The sequence below is a fragment of the Nitrincola alkalisediminis genome (genome assembly GCF_009821115.1).
Lineage (GTDB): Bacteria > Pseudomonadota > Gammaproteobacteria > Pseudomonadales > Balneatricaceae > Nitrincola > Nitrincola alkalisediminis.
Genome location: NZ_VYTY01000009.1, coordinates 14,037 through 28,736 on the forward strand (window position 1 = coordinate 14,037; position 14,700 = coordinate 28,736).

19 protein-coding genes are annotated in these 14,700 nt (G+C 46.9%); 7 read left to right on the forward strand and 12 right to left on the reverse strand.

Annotation, left to right across the window (positions count from 1 at the left end):
• The first annotated feature begins 104 nt into the window (after window positions 1-104).
• Together F5971_RS13720 and F5971_RS13725 are read left to right on the forward strand one after the other, a co-directional pair.
• Window positions 105-1,187, forward strand: coding sequence for a methyl-accepting chemotaxis protein (locus F5971_RS13720; protein WP_036508978.1), 1,083 nt, complete (start codon window positions 105-107; stop codon window positions 1,185-1,187).
• A gap of 17 nt (window positions 1,188-1,204) precedes the next feature.
• The gene (locus tag F5971_RS13725; RefSeq protein WP_036508971.1) at window positions 1,205-2,044 is read left to right on the forward strand and encodes an NAD-dependent protein deacetylase; all 840 of its coding nucleotides are present in this window, start codon (window positions 1,205-1,207) and stop codon (window positions 2,042-2,044) included.
• Between the two features lie 3 nt (window positions 2,045-2,047).
• Here the strand turns inward: F5971_RS13725 and folM are convergent, their stop codons facing one another.
• From folM to folX, 3 genes are read right to left on the reverse strand one after another with little or no spacing between them, the layout of a single operon-like run.
• Window positions 2,048-2,755, reverse strand: a complete 708-nt coding sequence (gene folM, locus F5971_RS13730; protein WP_036509173.1) for a dihydromonapterin reductase — start codon at window positions 2,753-2,755, stop codon at window positions 2,048-2,050.
• Between the two features lie 17 nt (window positions 2,756-2,772).
• Window positions 2,773-3,411, reverse strand: a complete 639-nt coding sequence (folE, locus tag F5971_RS13735) for a GTP cyclohydrolase I FolE (RefSeq protein ID WP_036508969.1) — start codon at window positions 3,409-3,411, stop codon at window positions 2,773-2,775.
• A 28-nt stretch (window positions 3,412-3,439) separates the two neighbouring features.
• Entirely contained in the window at window positions 3,440-3,805 is a 366-nt protein-coding gene (gene folX, locus F5971_RS13740; protein ID WP_193364993.1) for a dihydroneopterin triphosphate 2'-epimerase, read from the reverse strand.
• 441 nt (window positions 3,806-4,246) lie between these two features.
• Between folX and alaC the strand changes: the two genes are divergently transcribed.
• Together alaC and F5971_RS13750 are read left to right on the forward strand one after the other, a co-directional pair.
• Window positions 4,247-5,461: an alanine transaminase gene (gene alaC / locus F5971_RS13745; RefSeq protein ID WP_036508967.1), complete on the forward strand. Its 1,215-nt coding sequence runs from the start codon at window positions 4,247-4,249 to the stop codon at window positions 5,459-5,461.
• Between the two features lie 78 nt (window positions 5,462-5,539).
• On the forward strand, window positions 5,540-5,968 hold the full coding sequence (locus tag F5971_RS13750; protein ID WP_036508965.1) for a PaaI family thioesterase: 429 nt from the start codon (window positions 5,540-5,542) through the stop codon (window positions 5,966-5,968).
• 9 nt (window positions 5,969-5,977) lie between these two features.
• Here the strand turns inward: F5971_RS13750 and F5971_RS13755 are convergent, their stop codons facing one another.
• Entirely contained in the window at window positions 5,978-7,129 is a 1,152-nt protein-coding gene (locus tag F5971_RS13755; RefSeq protein ID WP_036508963.1) for a pyridoxal phosphate-dependent aminotransferase, read from the reverse strand.
• A 90-nt stretch (window positions 7,130-7,219) separates the two neighbouring features.
• Between F5971_RS13755 and efpL the strand changes: the two genes are divergently transcribed.
• A complete protein-coding gene (efpL, locus tag F5971_RS13760) occupies window positions 7,220-7,786 on the forward strand; it encodes an elongation factor P-like protein EfpL (RefSeq protein ID WP_036508961.1) in 567 nt (188 codons plus the stop codon).
• A 286-nt stretch (window positions 7,787-8,072) separates the two neighbouring features.
• The gene (locus tag F5971_RS13765; protein ID WP_036508959.1) at window positions 8,073-8,498 is read left to right on the forward strand and encodes a hypothetical protein; all 426 of its coding nucleotides are present in this window, start codon (window positions 8,073-8,075) and stop codon (window positions 8,496-8,498) included.
• On the opposite strand, the gene F5971_RS13770 is transcribed toward F5971_RS13765, so the two are convergent.
• From F5971_RS13770 to F5971_RS13795, 6 genes are all read right to left on the reverse strand, one after another.
• Complete coding sequence (locus tag F5971_RS13770; protein WP_051514281.1) at window positions 8,495-8,977, reverse strand: TlpA family protein disulfide reductase; 483 nt, start codon at window positions 8,975-8,977, stop codon at window positions 8,495-8,497. The two genes, F5971_RS13765 and F5971_RS13770, sit on opposite strands and share 4 nt — an antisense overlap.
• A gap of 66 nt (window positions 8,978-9,043) precedes the next feature.
• A complete protein-coding gene (locus F5971_RS13775; RefSeq protein WP_036508957.1) occupies window positions 9,044-9,649 on the reverse strand; it encodes a Yip1 family protein in 606 nt (201 codons plus the stop codon).
• A gap of 130 nt (window positions 9,650-9,779) precedes the next feature.
• On the reverse strand, window positions 9,780-10,700 hold the full coding sequence (locus F5971_RS13780) for a heme o synthase (protein ID WP_036508955.1): 921 nt from the start codon (window positions 10,698-10,700) through the stop codon (window positions 9,780-9,782).
• Window positions 10,693-11,751 carry a COX15/CtaA family protein gene (locus tag F5971_RS13785; protein ID WP_051514280.1) on the reverse strand — a complete coding sequence of 353 codons (1,059 nt, stop codon included), beginning with the start codon at window positions 11,749-11,751 and terminating at the stop codon, window positions 10,693-10,695. Before F5971_RS13785 ends, F5971_RS13780 begins: the two co-directional genes overlap by 8 nt.
• 84 nt (window positions 11,752-11,835) lie before the next feature.
• Window positions 11,836-12,336 carry a hypothetical protein gene (locus F5971_RS13790; RefSeq protein ID WP_036508953.1) on the reverse strand — a complete coding sequence of 167 codons (501 nt, stop codon included), beginning with the start codon at window positions 12,334-12,336 and terminating at the stop codon, window positions 11,836-11,838.
• Entirely contained in the window at window positions 12,333-13,085 is a 753-nt protein-coding gene (locus F5971_RS13795) for an SURF1 family protein (protein ID WP_051514279.1), read from the reverse strand. Before F5971_RS13795 ends, F5971_RS13790 begins: the two co-directional genes overlap by 4 nt.
• Between F5971_RS13795 and F5971_RS13800 the strand changes: the two genes are divergently transcribed.
• Window positions 13,084-13,272, forward strand: coding sequence for a DUF2909 family protein (locus tag F5971_RS13800; protein ID WP_193495452.1), 189 nt, complete (start codon window positions 13,084-13,086; stop codon window positions 13,270-13,272). The genes F5971_RS13795 and F5971_RS13800 overlap by 2 nt on opposite strands.
• A 4-nt stretch (window positions 13,273-13,276) precedes the next feature.
• Here the strand turns inward: F5971_RS13800 and F5971_RS13805 are convergent, their stop codons facing one another.
• Both F5971_RS13805 and F5971_RS13810 read right to left on the reverse strand, forming a co-directional pair.
• On the reverse strand, window positions 13,277-14,134 hold the full coding sequence (locus F5971_RS13805; RefSeq protein WP_193495454.1) for a cytochrome c oxidase subunit 3: 858 nt from the start codon (window positions 14,132-14,134) through the stop codon (window positions 13,277-13,279).
• Window positions 14,127-14,690, reverse strand: a complete 564-nt coding sequence (locus F5971_RS13810) for a cytochrome c oxidase assembly protein (protein WP_193495457.1) — start codon at window positions 14,688-14,690, stop codon at window positions 14,127-14,129. Before F5971_RS13810 ends, F5971_RS13805 begins: the two co-directional genes overlap by 8 nt.
• Between the last annotated feature and the right edge of the window lie 10 nt (window positions 14,691-14,700).

Sequence of the window (14,700 nt, forward strand, 5' to 3'; positions counted from 1 at the left end):
CTCAAATCGGTGGCATTGTTTTAAAGGCACTCTTAATTCGTTGAAATATGAGTGTTCAAAAAAATCATGACCACTCATCTTCTGTCATTAAGGTGCTAACGTGTATGTGGTTTAATAAGAATAACGCGGTTATTGAGCAACTCCAAAATCAACTTGTATCCGAACGTGAAATGCACTTGCATGAGATTAACGAACTTAAGGAACTGCTCAGCCAAAAAGACGCCACCCTGCAGTCAATACGCAGTCTAAGCGACAACACCGCTCATGTCATTGCATGCCAACTCCAAGGTGGCAGCATGTTAGAAACCATTCGCCAAGGCTTAGCCAGCACAGCTGAACAATTGGTCGAAGAGCGCAAGTCTTTAAAACATTTAGACAATGTCTTTGATCAAACACGCGTGGCCCTTTCCACACTGAGCCAACGTGCAAACAATATCAATACCTACGCATCCAAAAGCATGGATGCGGCCATTGTTTTGGATAAAACAGCCAATTCCATTAATCACTTTGTCTCAAGCATAAAAGAGATTTCTGACCAAACGAATCTCCTTGCGTTAAACGCAGCCATTGAAGCAGCGCGTGCGGGTGAAGCAGGTCGAGGGTTTGCGGTTGTTGCAGATGAAGTGCGTCAACTTGCTGTGAAAGCAGGCGATGCCAGTGGCCAGATTGAAGCACTTGTTAGACTGGTTTTGCAGCAAGCCGATGAAATAAAAAAATTAGTTGAACAGAACCAACTGAGTGCAACGGATGTATCTGCCTCCTCTACCCAGATTGACGGTGTTGTTGATGAAGTGCTTGCGCGCTCAGAGCATATGCAAAAAATCATCAGTAACGCTACAACTGCAGCCTTCTTAAATACCGTTAAGCTGGATCACGCGGTTTGGAAAAATCAAATTTATCAACATGTTGAAGCGGAAGCCTTTACTCAACCGGTCAACGCGCACACTGAGTGCCGCCTAGGTAAATGGTACTTTGAAGGCTATGGAGCACGTAAATATGGGCATCTTTCGAGCTTTAAAGACCTCGACAGCCCTCATAAAGTTGTTCACCAGTCTGGTCGCTTGGCTCTGGAGGCAGGAAAAAAACAGGACGCAGCCGCGATGGTCAAACACCTAAAAACAATGGAGTCTGCAAGTCAAAACGTGGTCGGCTGTATTGATCGCCTCATGCAGGATGTGCAAAAGTAAAGCACTGAAAAGACACTATGCAAACGATATCGAATCACCAGAATGCGGCATTGGCATTGGCTGAGTTTATTCAACAGCATCCTTCTCTCTTTATTTTGACGGGTGCTGGCGTCAGCACAGACTCTGGCATTCCTGATTATCGTGATGAAAAGGGAAACTGGAAGCGAAAGCAGCCCGTTCAGCATCAAGACTTCATGAACAGCCATGCAACGCGACAGCGTTATTGGGGGCGAAGTCTCATCGGATGGCCCATCATTCGTGACGCCCAACCAAATGCCTGTCATCAGGCGCTGGCGCGTCTTGAACGATTAATACACGTACCGTTAATGGTCACACAAAACGTTGATCGACTGCATCAAGCCGCAGGCAGCCAAAAGGTGATTGATTTGCATGGACGTTCCGATCGTGCGATTTGCATGAATTGTGGCTTTCAATGTCCGCGTGACGAGATACATCATCGCTCGGCCCTTCTCAACCCTCATTTCTTGCATTTCATAGCTACGGCAGCACCTGATGGCGATGCCGACCTTGAAGTCGATTTTTCTAACTTTGATGTTCCAGACTGCCCAACATGCGGAGGAATTTTAAAACCGGACGTTGTGTTTTTTGGTGACAACGTCCCTAAACAGCACGTTGAAACGGCACTATCGGCACTTGACGTCAGCGATGCGATGCTGGTGGTTGGCTCATCATTGATGGTCTATTCAGGTTATCGCTTTTGCAAACGCGCACAGGAATGGAATAAGCCAATTGCCAGCCTGACCTTAGGAAAAACACGAGCAGATGATATCACTCATTTAAAATTGAGTGCTAGAATTGATCAGACACTGATGACCACTCTAGCACTTATGGAATGATGATTACTTGATGTGACGCCCGCCATCTAAGGGCAGCGTCCTGCCTGTGACATAGCCACTTGCTAGCAAATACTCAACAGCCTGAATGAACTCCTCCGCACCACCTTCCCTTTGCATGATGGATTTTGCTCGAGCTTTTGCTTTGTACTGATCGTCATCCGCCTCATTAAAAAGCATCAGTGCTGGTGCAATTGCGTTCACTTTAACCTTGGGCGCGAGCAACTGTGCAAAGGATAAGGTCATGTTGGCCAAGGCCGCCTTACTGGCCGCATAGGCGATATGCTTCTGACTACCTTTTTCTGCAACGTAATCGGTGATATGAATAATATCAGCGATCCCATCAGAGGCTTGCAACAACGCGCCAAGTTCAAGGTTCATGACATAGGGCACATTCACGTGGACCTGCATCATATACTCGATGGTTTCAAAATGCTGGTGCGTCTCCGACTCAGGCAACCAGTCAGAGGCATTGTGAATCAGCGCATCTAATTTGACGTATTTTCTCTTAAACGCTTTAATAAAATCAGACACATCCAACTGACTCTTAAAGTCAATTTTATAGGTTTCCATACCTAAATCGCGCAAGGCTTCAATAACGGGCGTTTCTGTGCGATAGGTACCAATGACCCGATGGCCTTGCTCAAGAAGACGGGTTGACAGGGCAAGCCCTAGTCGACGCCCGACCCCAGTGATCAAAATAACCTTACTCAATTCACACGCCCCCTGCATTAGCGCAAAAACTCAGCGCGTGTATGGAGATTGGTTTTAAAAATGCCCCCCAATGCGGTGGTTGAGGTGCTGGAGTTCACGTCCTGAACACCACGAGACTTGACGCAGTAATGGGTTGCCTTGATCGACACGGCAACGTTGTCTGTTTCGAGTAATGCTTGGAGTGCAACCAGCAGCTGCTGGGTTAGGCGCTCCTGCACCTGAGGACGCTGAGCAAAAAACCGTACGATCCGATTGATTTTCGACAATCCAATGATTTTGGTAGCAGGCAAGTAAGCCACCGTTGCCGTGCCATCAATCGTAATAAAATGATGTTCACAGGTACTGGTCAAGCTAATGTCTGACACCCGAACCATTTCATCAAGCTTCATTTTATTGTCAATGACCGTTATTTTAGGAAAGTTTTGATAATCCAATCCCGAAAAAATCTCTTGCACATACATTTTTGCAATGCGATGGGGTGTTTCGGCCAAACTATCATCGCTTAAATCTAAACCTAATGTCGCAACAACCTCGGTCATCAGGCCCTTAAGACGCTCATATTTTTGCTCGGGTGACATGCCCGTATCCAACATAGGGGTTTCCAACCCTCTGTCGAACAGCGCTTTTTGCACTAAAGCCGCTTCTTTTGAAATCATAATTGACCTCTCTCCTGATCTAAACCGTTCAGGATTTGTGATATTGAAGGGTTAATGAAACGGAATCTGCAAATCTCAAGGCATGAGGTTTATCAACCGTCACCTGTGCATGAGTCACGCACGCAGGCTCTGCACAAATCTGTAAGACATCTGCAACTAACTTTTCCAATAACAAGAACTGCCCCTCTTCAACATGCTGAATAACCTTTTTGGTGATCTGTTTGTAATCCAGTGCAGCAGACACATTATCCGACAAGCAATCTCGACTGGTTGGATAGTGGATTTCAGCGTTGATCACAACGTCCTGTTTTTTTTCACGCTCATCTGGATTAAATCCAATATAGGTCCGCAGACGCAGGTTAGTGATCTTGATGATCGCATTACTGATAGTCATAATGAATCTCCGTGTTTTTTCACTAGTACGCAGTCTGCCACGAAAGTAGACCATTTTACTCGGATATTTTTTAACATCCCAGTCATAATTCATTTCTTTCCTAAAAAAGAAGGTCAAACATTATACGCTCTTTTTCATCAAAGACTGTATTTATGTTATTTATAATCATTATTAAATACTTTTATCGTGCACAAATGACGCTTTTAAGTGTATTTTGCTGCGACGCGCCCGCTTGAACACATATAAAAATATGTGTCTTAAGCTCTCGACAAGCGAAAGGGTTTTGTCTATCGTTGAATTCGAGTTCACTAGCCGCCCGTCGCACTTGGCCGATCAAGCAGATCAACGTCAAATCCAACCGCAGCTAGTGCTCAGACGGCTGAAGCATCAGCCAGCGTCGCTCGGACGGTTCCGGGCGCTTACGTATATAGAGAGACTCACATGTCAAAACCACGTCGTTTTGAGCGCATCGAGCGCTTACCCCCCTATGTATTTAATATTACAGCAGAGCTCAAGATGGCTGCGCGCCGTCGTGGCGAAGATATTATTGATCTGAGCATGGGTAACCCTGATGGGGCCACACCAGCGCACATCGTAGACAAACTCTGTGAAGTGGCACAACGTCCTGATACCCACGGCTATTCGACTTCTCGCGGCATCCCGCGCTTACGTCGCGCCATTAGCCACTGGTACCAAGAACGCTACCAGGTGGATATTGACCCTGAGCACGAAGCCATTGTCACCATTGGCTCCAAAGAAGGGCTAGCTCACTTGATGCTTGCCACGCTTGATCGTGGAGATGGTGTACTTGTACCCAATCCAAGCTACCCTATTCATATCTATGGGGCCGTCATTGCCGGTGCTCAAGTTCGTTCCGTGCCATTGATCCCTGGAATGGACTTTTTTGAAGAGCTGCAACGCGCCATCAAAGAAAGTATTCCTAAACCCAAAATGATGATTTTAGGGTTTCCATCGAATCCCACGGCTCAATGCGTTGAATTGGACTTTTTTGAACGTGTGATTGCCCTAGCCAAAGAGCATGATATTTTAGTCGTGCATGACCTCGCCTATGCCGACATTGTTTACGATGGCTGGAAAGCGCCCTCGATTATGCAAGTGCCGGGGGCTAAAGAGGTTGCAGTCGAGTTTTTTACATTATCAAAAAGCTACAACATGGCTGGTTGGCGCATTGGTTTTATGGTGGGAAACCCCGAATTGGTGAGCGCACTTGCCCGCATTAAGAGCTACCACGACTACGGCACCTTTACGCCCCTTCAGGTTGCGGCCATCGCTGCCCTTGAAGGCGACCAACAGTGTGCAAAAGACATTACAGCCAGTTATCAAAAACGGCGCGATGTGTTGGTGAAAGGCTTACATGAAATCGGTTGGATGGTTGAGAAACCCAAAGCATCAATGTACATCTGGGCGAAGATTCCTGAACCTTATGCTGAATTAGGTTCACTGGAGTTCTCCAAAAAACTCTTGGCAGAAGCAAAGGTGTGTGTGTCGCCGGGTGTTGGCTTTGGTGATTATGGCGATGATCATGTGCGTTTTGCATTGATTGAAAATCAAGACCGTATTCGCCAAGCCTTACGTGGCATAAAAGCTATGTTCCGTGCGGATGGTTTGCTACCCTCTAGTAAATCGTCAAGCTAAAGGCCATAGGTTCGAACAGGACTGACGCTGTTGATCTTTTCGAACCTATTCTGTCAACCCTTCATACACGATAAGACTATGACTCAACAAACACTTTTAATGAATCAAGACGATATGACTGCTTTCTTGCAGGATGTCTATCCACAATTTAATGGCGAAGTTGCTGAAATCACCGAAGACTATGCCCTGTTACGTTTACCCATCGATAACACGCATGTACGCCCAGGTAATACGGTTTCGGGCCCCACGATGATGGCACTGGCCGATGTCGCGCTGTATGTGGTGATTCTATCTAGAATTGGGCCAGAAGCCCTAACCGTGACCACAGATTTCACCTGTCACTTTTTAAACAAACCCAGTGCAAACGCTGCGCTCATGGCAAAAGCCACCATCCTAAAATTAGGCAAGCGCTTGGTCATTGGCGAGGTAGAGCTTTACAGTGAGGGAGAGGAAGAGTCCATGGTGGCACATGTTGTCAGCACCTACTCTATTCCTCCCCGTAAATAAACGTCTTTCTTATGCCTTGATCAGCCGCTCCAGCGCTTGATCAAGTGTCTCGTCCCGCTTCGCAAAACAAAAGCGCACCCATCGTAACTCTGGAGGCGCTTTTTGATAAAACACCGACAAGGGGATCGCAGCGACCCCCACCTCTTTAACCAACCAATGCACAAACTCAACATCATTGATATCAGAGATATTTGAGTAGTCCATCAGCTGAAAATACGTCCCTTGCGAGGGCGTAAATTGGAATCGACTGTCCTGCATGGCCGTATTAAAGCGATCTCGCTTGGCTTGATAAAACTCACCTAAGGCTTGATCGTGATCCTTATCTAGGTTTAGGTAATCCGCCAAGGCATACTGCATGGGTGTACTGGTGCTAAAAGTGAGGAACTGATGGACCTTACGAAACTCAACCGACAAAGCCGCCGGTGCAACGCAATAGCCAATTTTCCAACCTGTAATATGGTAGGTTTTGCCAAACGAAGACACAATAAAACTGCGCTCAGCCAATGCCTCATAACGATGCAAACTTAAGTGATGACGCCCATCAAACAGGATATGCTCATACACCTCATCGGCCAATATCAAGATATCCGTGTTTTCAACCAGAGCCTCCAAGGCCGCAACATCTTCGACAGATAACGTCGCTCCGCTTGGATTATGAGGTGAGTTAAGAATAATCATACGCGTGCTCGCGGTGATCGCTTCACGCACTGCGTCCCAATTGATTGAAAAATCATATGAGTCCAGTTGAATGTGTTTTGCTACGCCGCCGTTAAGCAGGATCGCAGGCTCATAACTGTCATAGGCAGGATCGAAAACGATGACCTCATCACCCGGCCTAACGGTCGCTGCAATTGCTGCAAAGATGGCTTCTGTTGCACCTGAAGTGACTGTTACTTCAGCTTGAGGGCACACCTTGCGTCCATAGCAACGCTGTATCTTATCGGCAATGGCCAAACGCAAAGGCTCCACCCCTGTCATGGGCGCATATTGATTCATGCCTTTTTTAATGTATTCCCCGACACGATCAAGGAGCACCTGTGGCCCCTCAAAATCAGGAAATCCTTGCGATAAATTAATGGCCTGATGGTCTGATGCAAGTTGCGACATTTGGGTAAAAATTGTTGTACCTACCTGAGGTAAACGCGATGCAGGGTAACGCATGAAATACTCCATTGCGGGAACACATTTAACTCGAATGATACCTTGCGCTCAGATAAAATGCTCGTTTGGATTGTATCTGAGACCTAAACTATGCCTAAAGCTGTTGAACTAAAACGCGGACACGTGATTGAAATTAACTCTAACCTTTACATTGTCCAAAACGTCGATGTTAAAAGCCCATCTGCCCGTGGAGCAGCCACACTGTATAAAGTCCGCTTTGCACAGGTCCCTAGCGGACGTAAGCACGAAGAAACCTATGTGGGTGATGATATTGTCAAGGATGTTCAGCTTGAACGTCGCAAAGTGTCTTTTTTGTACAAAGAAGATGATCTCTACACCTTTATGGATCTTGAAGACTACAGCCAATACACCATTAACAGCAACATCATTGCACATCAGATTGACTATTTAACCGATGGCATGGAAGGGTTAATGGCCCTGTTAGTCGATGGCAATATGATTGCTCTGGATATGCCAGTTACAGTGGTGATGGAAATTGTTGAAACTGTACCCGGCATGAAATCAGCTAGCGCAACAGGGCGCACCAAGCCTGCTATTTTGGCAACCGGCTTAGAAATTCAAGTCCCGGAATATATAGAACCCGGCGAAAAAGTGAAAGTTAACACCGAAACCGGCAAGTTCCTGTCACGCGCTTAAATCCTATCTTCGCTTAGGTGACGACTCCACGCCTCTGATTTATGCCCTTCAGGGTATTTATGCCCTCTAGGGTGTTTATGCCCTTCAGGGTACTGTTAGGCGTGAAGTCGTCATACATCCATACTTTACTTCTTCATTTCTTCATTTCTTCATTTCTTCATTTCTTCATTTCTTCATTTCTTCATTTATCTTTCTTTGACTGATTGTCTCTTTTGCTTGATTTTACCTAAAATACTGTATATAAATACAGTAACTGTATAAATGATCAGTATTGAGGGAATAAACGATGTACTCAACCTATACTGCAATCGAATGCATTTCTGCCGATGCTCGACTTGTTCGCCCTGCGCTTGAAAAAGTCGCCCATCAAGAAAAGTGGATCACCCTGATTTCCCCACCACAAGACTACCCCGACGTACATCTACTCTTAGACGCGGGCATACATCCGAATAACGTACGAATGGTTCATGCTGATCAGAATGGATCATGCGCTCTGGCCTGCAAAGCAGCGGAAAATGGTCTTAGTAGTTTAGTCATGTTGTGGGTGAGCACACCTCTAAAGCAGCACGAAATGCAAGCGCTGCAACGTGCAAGTCAACTGGGAAACTGCATGTCATTGGTCTTTAGAAAAGTTCAGACCGCTCATGCTCAGTATCATCAATACCCCTTGTGGGCCGATAGAGCAGGATCTAGCCCTGCTTCTCTAGCTTAAAGATGTTTACTCACTAGAGATTGAAGATCCTCTTCTGACAACTCACCCAGATGGCTTGCCAGCAAATACCCTTCACGGGAATAAAACAGAGTTGTTGGCAGCCCTCTGACCTTCATATGATGCAAGGCCTCTTGCCGAGGATCCAGCCAGAGATGTTGAAAGTCGAGCTGGTGGGTGGTTAAAAACTGGTTGATGGCCGGTACGGTCTCACCTTGGTTAATTAAAACAACCGAAACCCCCTCCTTCGCTGCATAGCTCTCTAATAAGGGCATTTCACGCACACAGGGTGGACACCAGGTTGCCCAAAAATTCACGATCAACAAATCGCCTTTTACATCACTGAATGACGCAGGTTGTCCGGATAGGCTGGCCAAGACAAGCTGCTCAGGCAAAGGCTCTTTCGGCCAGAAGTGCACATAAACACTCACCGCTACCGCGAGTATCAATGCCAATATTCCAAAAGGCTTAAGATATTTCATAGATGTAATTTCACTGAAGTGGAGGGTTTTGGTGCCACCAAAACCCTCCTTAAAACGAAATACCCTTTAACCCGATACAAAGGTTGGGCTAATACCAAGGTCCCAGAGGACAACAGTGGAGGCTAACATACTCACCAGAACTACCATCCCCACGGTTAGGATAGACGTTGAGAACATAAATCCGCGATCTGCGGGGATGTTCATCAACTCAGGTACTCCTGAATATAAAATGTACACTGTATAAGCCAGAGCAATGAGCCCAACACCCACCACAAACCAAAGCATCGGCCATAAGCCGGTAATTCCCGCTAAGAGTAAGGGCGTCGCGGTACAGGTTGCGAGTACCATACAGTGAGCAAGATCAGATTGTGCGCCATAGGTTTTTTCCATCCAATGAATCACATTCGCTATAAATGCAACCCCAACCAATAACGCAATATAAAAGACAACAGCGATCATAAACGCGCTGTCGGTTGTTAACTTGACATAACTGCCCGTTCCGACACTCCACCCCACTTGCGTTGTTCCGATAAAGAAACTAACGGGTGGAATTGCACAAAGCCATACCAAAACGTGTGTGTAGCACTCTTGAATAGTATAGCGCCGCTCTCGGATCGTCTTCCAAATATTTTGCTGGTGAAACATCACACCACTGATTTGCTGCAGTAACATAGTTTCGCTCCTTGGAGGGTAGTCACCACTCCATTTCTGTTGATCGCTTGACTGTTCATTTTGTTTTTATTTTCGTGTTACTTAATATCGAGTGATACTGATCGTTGTACGCTTTAGACTCCGTTTACGTTTAGACCCATATGAAAAAATAATGATCAAATAATAACCAACAAAATAAGTATAGAAGATAGCGAATAGAAAACCAAAAAGCGGATAAAGGAGCCGATGGATCATCACCCTTCCATACTTTCCAGTTGCAATACATAAACTTGCTGTTTAACAGGAGCGCTCCCACTAGATAAATCCAGCCACTCATCCCAGATGCAACAGGCATCAGGGTTGCGGCCACCGTCAACCATCCATACAACCAAATTTGCAGCCGTGTAAACTCGTTGCCATGGGTCACTGGCAACATCGGCACACCCGCCTTGGCATACTCCTCTTTTTTATGTATGGCTAAAGCCCAAAAATGCGGTGGGGTCCAGGCAAAAATGATCAATACCAGTAACAGCGCATCGGCGTGAAGCTGCCCCGTCATCGCCGTCCAACCCAATAAAGGTGGCGCTGCACCCGCTAACCCCCCAATGGTAATATTTTGCGGCGTTGCCCATTTCAAAAACGCCGTGTAAACCACAGCATACCCCAATAAAGCACTTGCAGTGAGTACAGCCGTTAGAGGGTTTACTTCAAACCAAAGCAAACTGATACCCGATATAGAAAGTGCCAAGGCATAAAGCGCAGCCTGCCAACTTTTCACACGCCCTTCTGCAACAGGTCTTCTTGAAGTGCGCAGCATCAGTTTGTCTAAGCGCTGATCCAATAAATGATTAAATGCCGCCGCCCCCATTGCCGACATGCCAATTCCAAGCAGCCCCAAGAAGGCCATCATTGGGTCTGGTACACCCGGCACAGATAATGCCATTCCCACAGCCGCACACACGAGCATCACAACCACAACGCGGGGTTTTCCAAGCTCAAAGTAATCACGTGCTAGCGCTCTTCCCGACGCAAAATCCCATTTATGAGCAATAAGTAGATTTGAATTACGCATGAGAGACCTTCCTGTAAGTAGCGGGACTGTAGGAAACTTGAGCAATCGACAAACGCCAACCTGTTCGCAATAAACAGAGCATCAACACGGCAGCACCCGCTGTATGCATCAGCGCAACAGAGAGCGGGAGCGAAAATAGAACCAGCACTATGCCAAGCGTGATCTGCAGTGCATAAATGCCAAGCATCAACTGAGTGATCCCCCTAATTGATGGTTGCTTGGTGTGACCATAATGCCATAACATCAGTAAAGCGATACCGACCGCTAAAGCACCGATACGATGTGTGTAATGAATGGCGGTACGTGCCCCTGCATGAAGTTGACCATACAAGTAATTGGGCCCCACTTCCTGAGTGATGTGAAAGCCTTCATTAAAATCCATGTAACTTGGCCACCATTCATTATTGCAGGTTGGAAAACCTGTGCAGGCGATACCCGCATAGTTACTGGATGTCCAGCCTCCCAATGCCACTTGAAGGGTCAAGAGTGCAATAGCCAACCACCAAATCCTAGGTAAAGATGAGCGTGTAACAGGCTGGCGTTGACAGACGCCTAAGCGGCACCTCAGCCAGAAGAAAATTGCGAGAACAGTAAAGCCACCCAGCAAGTGCAATGTGACCACTTGTGGCCAAAGTTTGAGCGTAACGGTCAAAGCACCAAACGCACCTTGCAGACAAATCACCAGTAGCAGCAATACACTGACGCCAACAGGATAATTGCGTAAGTGACGATTTTTCCAAGCAAGAACGACCAATACAATTGCCAAAAGCCCTAGAGAGGATGCTAAGTAACGATGAACCATCTCAACCCAAGCCTTAAAAGGGTCAAGCGGTATATGAGGTGCAAAATCACTGGCTCGCTCTGCATTGGGTACAACGAGTGCACCATAGCATCCAGGCCAATCAGGACACCCTAGCCCCGCATCGACTAAACGTGTCCAAACCCCTACTAAAATCACAATGAATGTAAAGACTATTCCCAAACTGCTCAGACGAATTGCCATGTTGAGTTTGGCTGGTGAAGACTCATAGGAAAATGAGTTCGAATCCATGTATCACCCCGATTTATAATTGTTTTTTGGCGATCTTTACTAAGACTAGATCAAAAATGCATGTTCACCAGTAAAACTCACAACTTATTTTTCTGGATTGCGCTTTAACAGTCGTTCCAAGTCTTTATGGACACTACGTGCATCGACCTGTGCAGGGTACTCTGTAACAATATGACCTTGTGGATCAACGAGCCATACTCTATAGGCTTCATGCCAATCGGGGGCTTTTCCTTCCCAAAAGACAGCAATTTCGCCGGGCAATACATCGGTATCAGAGCCAATACGTAAACGCAGGACCCGTTCAGCTTGACGCCCTAAGGCTCGATGCAGTCGCCACCATTTATCGGCTTCGGCTAAACAAACATCATCACAGGTCTCATGTGTTGACCAAACCAACCACCACTGGGATTGATCCGGAAGCTGACCGATTGGCCATTGACTGAGTATCGGACGATCATGGTCTAAATTCCCATGCGCCACTTTATGATCAGGAATGCCGATTTGCCAATGCAACATCGCCCAAGCCATTGGCATAGGCGCACCAAGAACAAAGATTAGGCACAATAGCTTTAAACGATTTCTCACGACTCTCTCCTTGCTTCTTTCGTCATCACACGAAACCCCAGCACAGCCACAACAATGCACAGTCCAGATAGCATGAGCCATTGAACAGCGTAGGCTTGATGTCGCTCAGGAGGCATTTGATTAGGCGTCCACCAAGGTTGCAGCAAACCGTCCCCGTCCGTTTGATGAACCACCCCTTCAAACACCCGGTCACCAAGGTGTTGCCAAGCGCTTAAGTCAATCGACTGCAAACGCATACCCTCGCGATTCGTGCCCAGCACCAACTGTCGACCCAGCTCCGTTTGCCAACGGCCCGTAAGGGTGACTTGGCCCGAAGGCGTTTCAACTACGGGATCAATACGACGATCCACCGATGTTGGGATAAAACCTCTTTGAATTAGCCACCACTGGTTTTGACCGGTCATCAACGGGGTTAGCACCGCAACGCCGAGTTGCCCTTGATAAATCCGATTGTCGAGCCAAAGCGTTTCCGATGTTAGAAACTCTCCCGTTAACGAGAGGTTGCTCCAAGCAGGCGGTTCAAATTGAGGTTGTTCGATCACAGGTGCCAATAGCCAAGCCTGTTGTATTTGAGTTTTTTCTGCTGCACGTGTCCACTGCCACTGAGACAGAGCCAAACCCAGCAGCATTAATGCCGTCCAAAACACCCACCAGACAATCCATTTAAAATGAAGCTTGACCCAACCTGTTTTATTTGTTCGACTGACAGGACTCAATGCCATTGATGACAAATACTTGGAGTCTTTCATGCTAAAAATCCTTATTGCACTTGTATTTTTGGCAATGCTAACCAGTTTAAGCTTAAGTGCTGGTTTTTTACTCAAAGATCCCAGTTCATCCACCCGAGTACTAACATCACTCAAAGTGCGCGTCAGCTTAGCCTGCCTACTGCTTTTTTTGCTCGTCTATGGTTTTACATCCAGCCATCTCGGCTGAGAGCTTAAAAGACATACACAAATAGAAACAAGCCGATCCACACCACATCCACAAAGTGCCAATACCACGCGCCCGCTTCAAATGCGAAATGTTGGTTTGCACTAAAATGCCCTCGTCTTATGCGGAGCAACATCACGAGTAACACAATGGCTCCAATGGTGACATGCACACCGTGAAAGCCTGTTAGCAGGAAAAAGGTCGAGCCATAAATACCAGCCTGCAGCGTTAGACCTAATTGTGTCCAAGCTTCGACATACTCAATGCCTTGGATGACCAAAAACACAAAACCTAACGCCAAGGTCACAATCAACCACTGTGTTAATTTTGGTCGGTTGCCTTCCTTTAACGCATGGTGTGCAACGGTCAATGTAACGCTCGACGACACCAACAATAAGGTATTGATCAGTGGAAGCGTCCAAGGATTAATGACCGCATTAGGCCCTCCGATGCTGGGATCTGGCGTATTCATTAATGGCCAACTAGCAGTAAAGTCAGGCCATAGTAATGCCGTGATGCCTTTCGCACCTTGCCCATCCAACCATGGGAGTGCAAAGACGCGAATGTAAAACAAGGCACCAAAAAAGGCGGCAAAAAACATCACTTCCGAGAAAATAAACCAACCCATCCCCTGCCGAAATGATCGATCCATTTGCGCGTCATACAGACCGCCCATCGACTCATTGACGACGTCTCGGAACCAGCCATACATAACAAACGCAATCCCCACAAGACCCGCCAATAAGAAGGGCAAGCCTGAGCCATAGCTCATTAATGAGCCTGCTCCCACTGCGGTTAAACCCAATACAACAACGGCAATAATCGGCCATTTACTGGTGGGCGGAACATAATATTGACTACTCACGGTAACCTCCTTGGGCAACCACCTCACTCATAGGGTAAAGGGTATAGGCAAGCGTTAAGGTTTGGATATCAGCAGGTAATGCAGGGTCAACCTGAAAAACCAACGGCAACTCGATGGACTCACCGCCTTCAAGCCACTGCTCCTGAAAGCAAAAACACTCCATTTTTCTAAAATGCCGAGCACCTTGCGAAGGGCTTACACTCGGCACGGCTCGACCTGAGCTGCGAACATCACTGGTATTGGTAAAGCGAAAACGCGCTTGTGCAATTTCACCTGGATGGACGGCAATGACTTGATCTAGAGCCTCTAAACGCCAAGGCAGCCCGGTTCCGCTTCGTGTAACCAATTGCACACGAACCCATCGAGTGTCATCACGCTCCTGAGCACTCATGACTTGAGCCGATGTCGCCGTTTTGCCATTCAAGCCTGTGACTTCGCAAAACACGTCATACAAGGGCACAAGCGCAATGGTAAACAACACCATGCCCAACAACGCCCAAACTGTTGTTCGTACCGTGCGTTTAACGCCCTCATCAGAACTCTGTGACTTAGACACAGCGACCTCC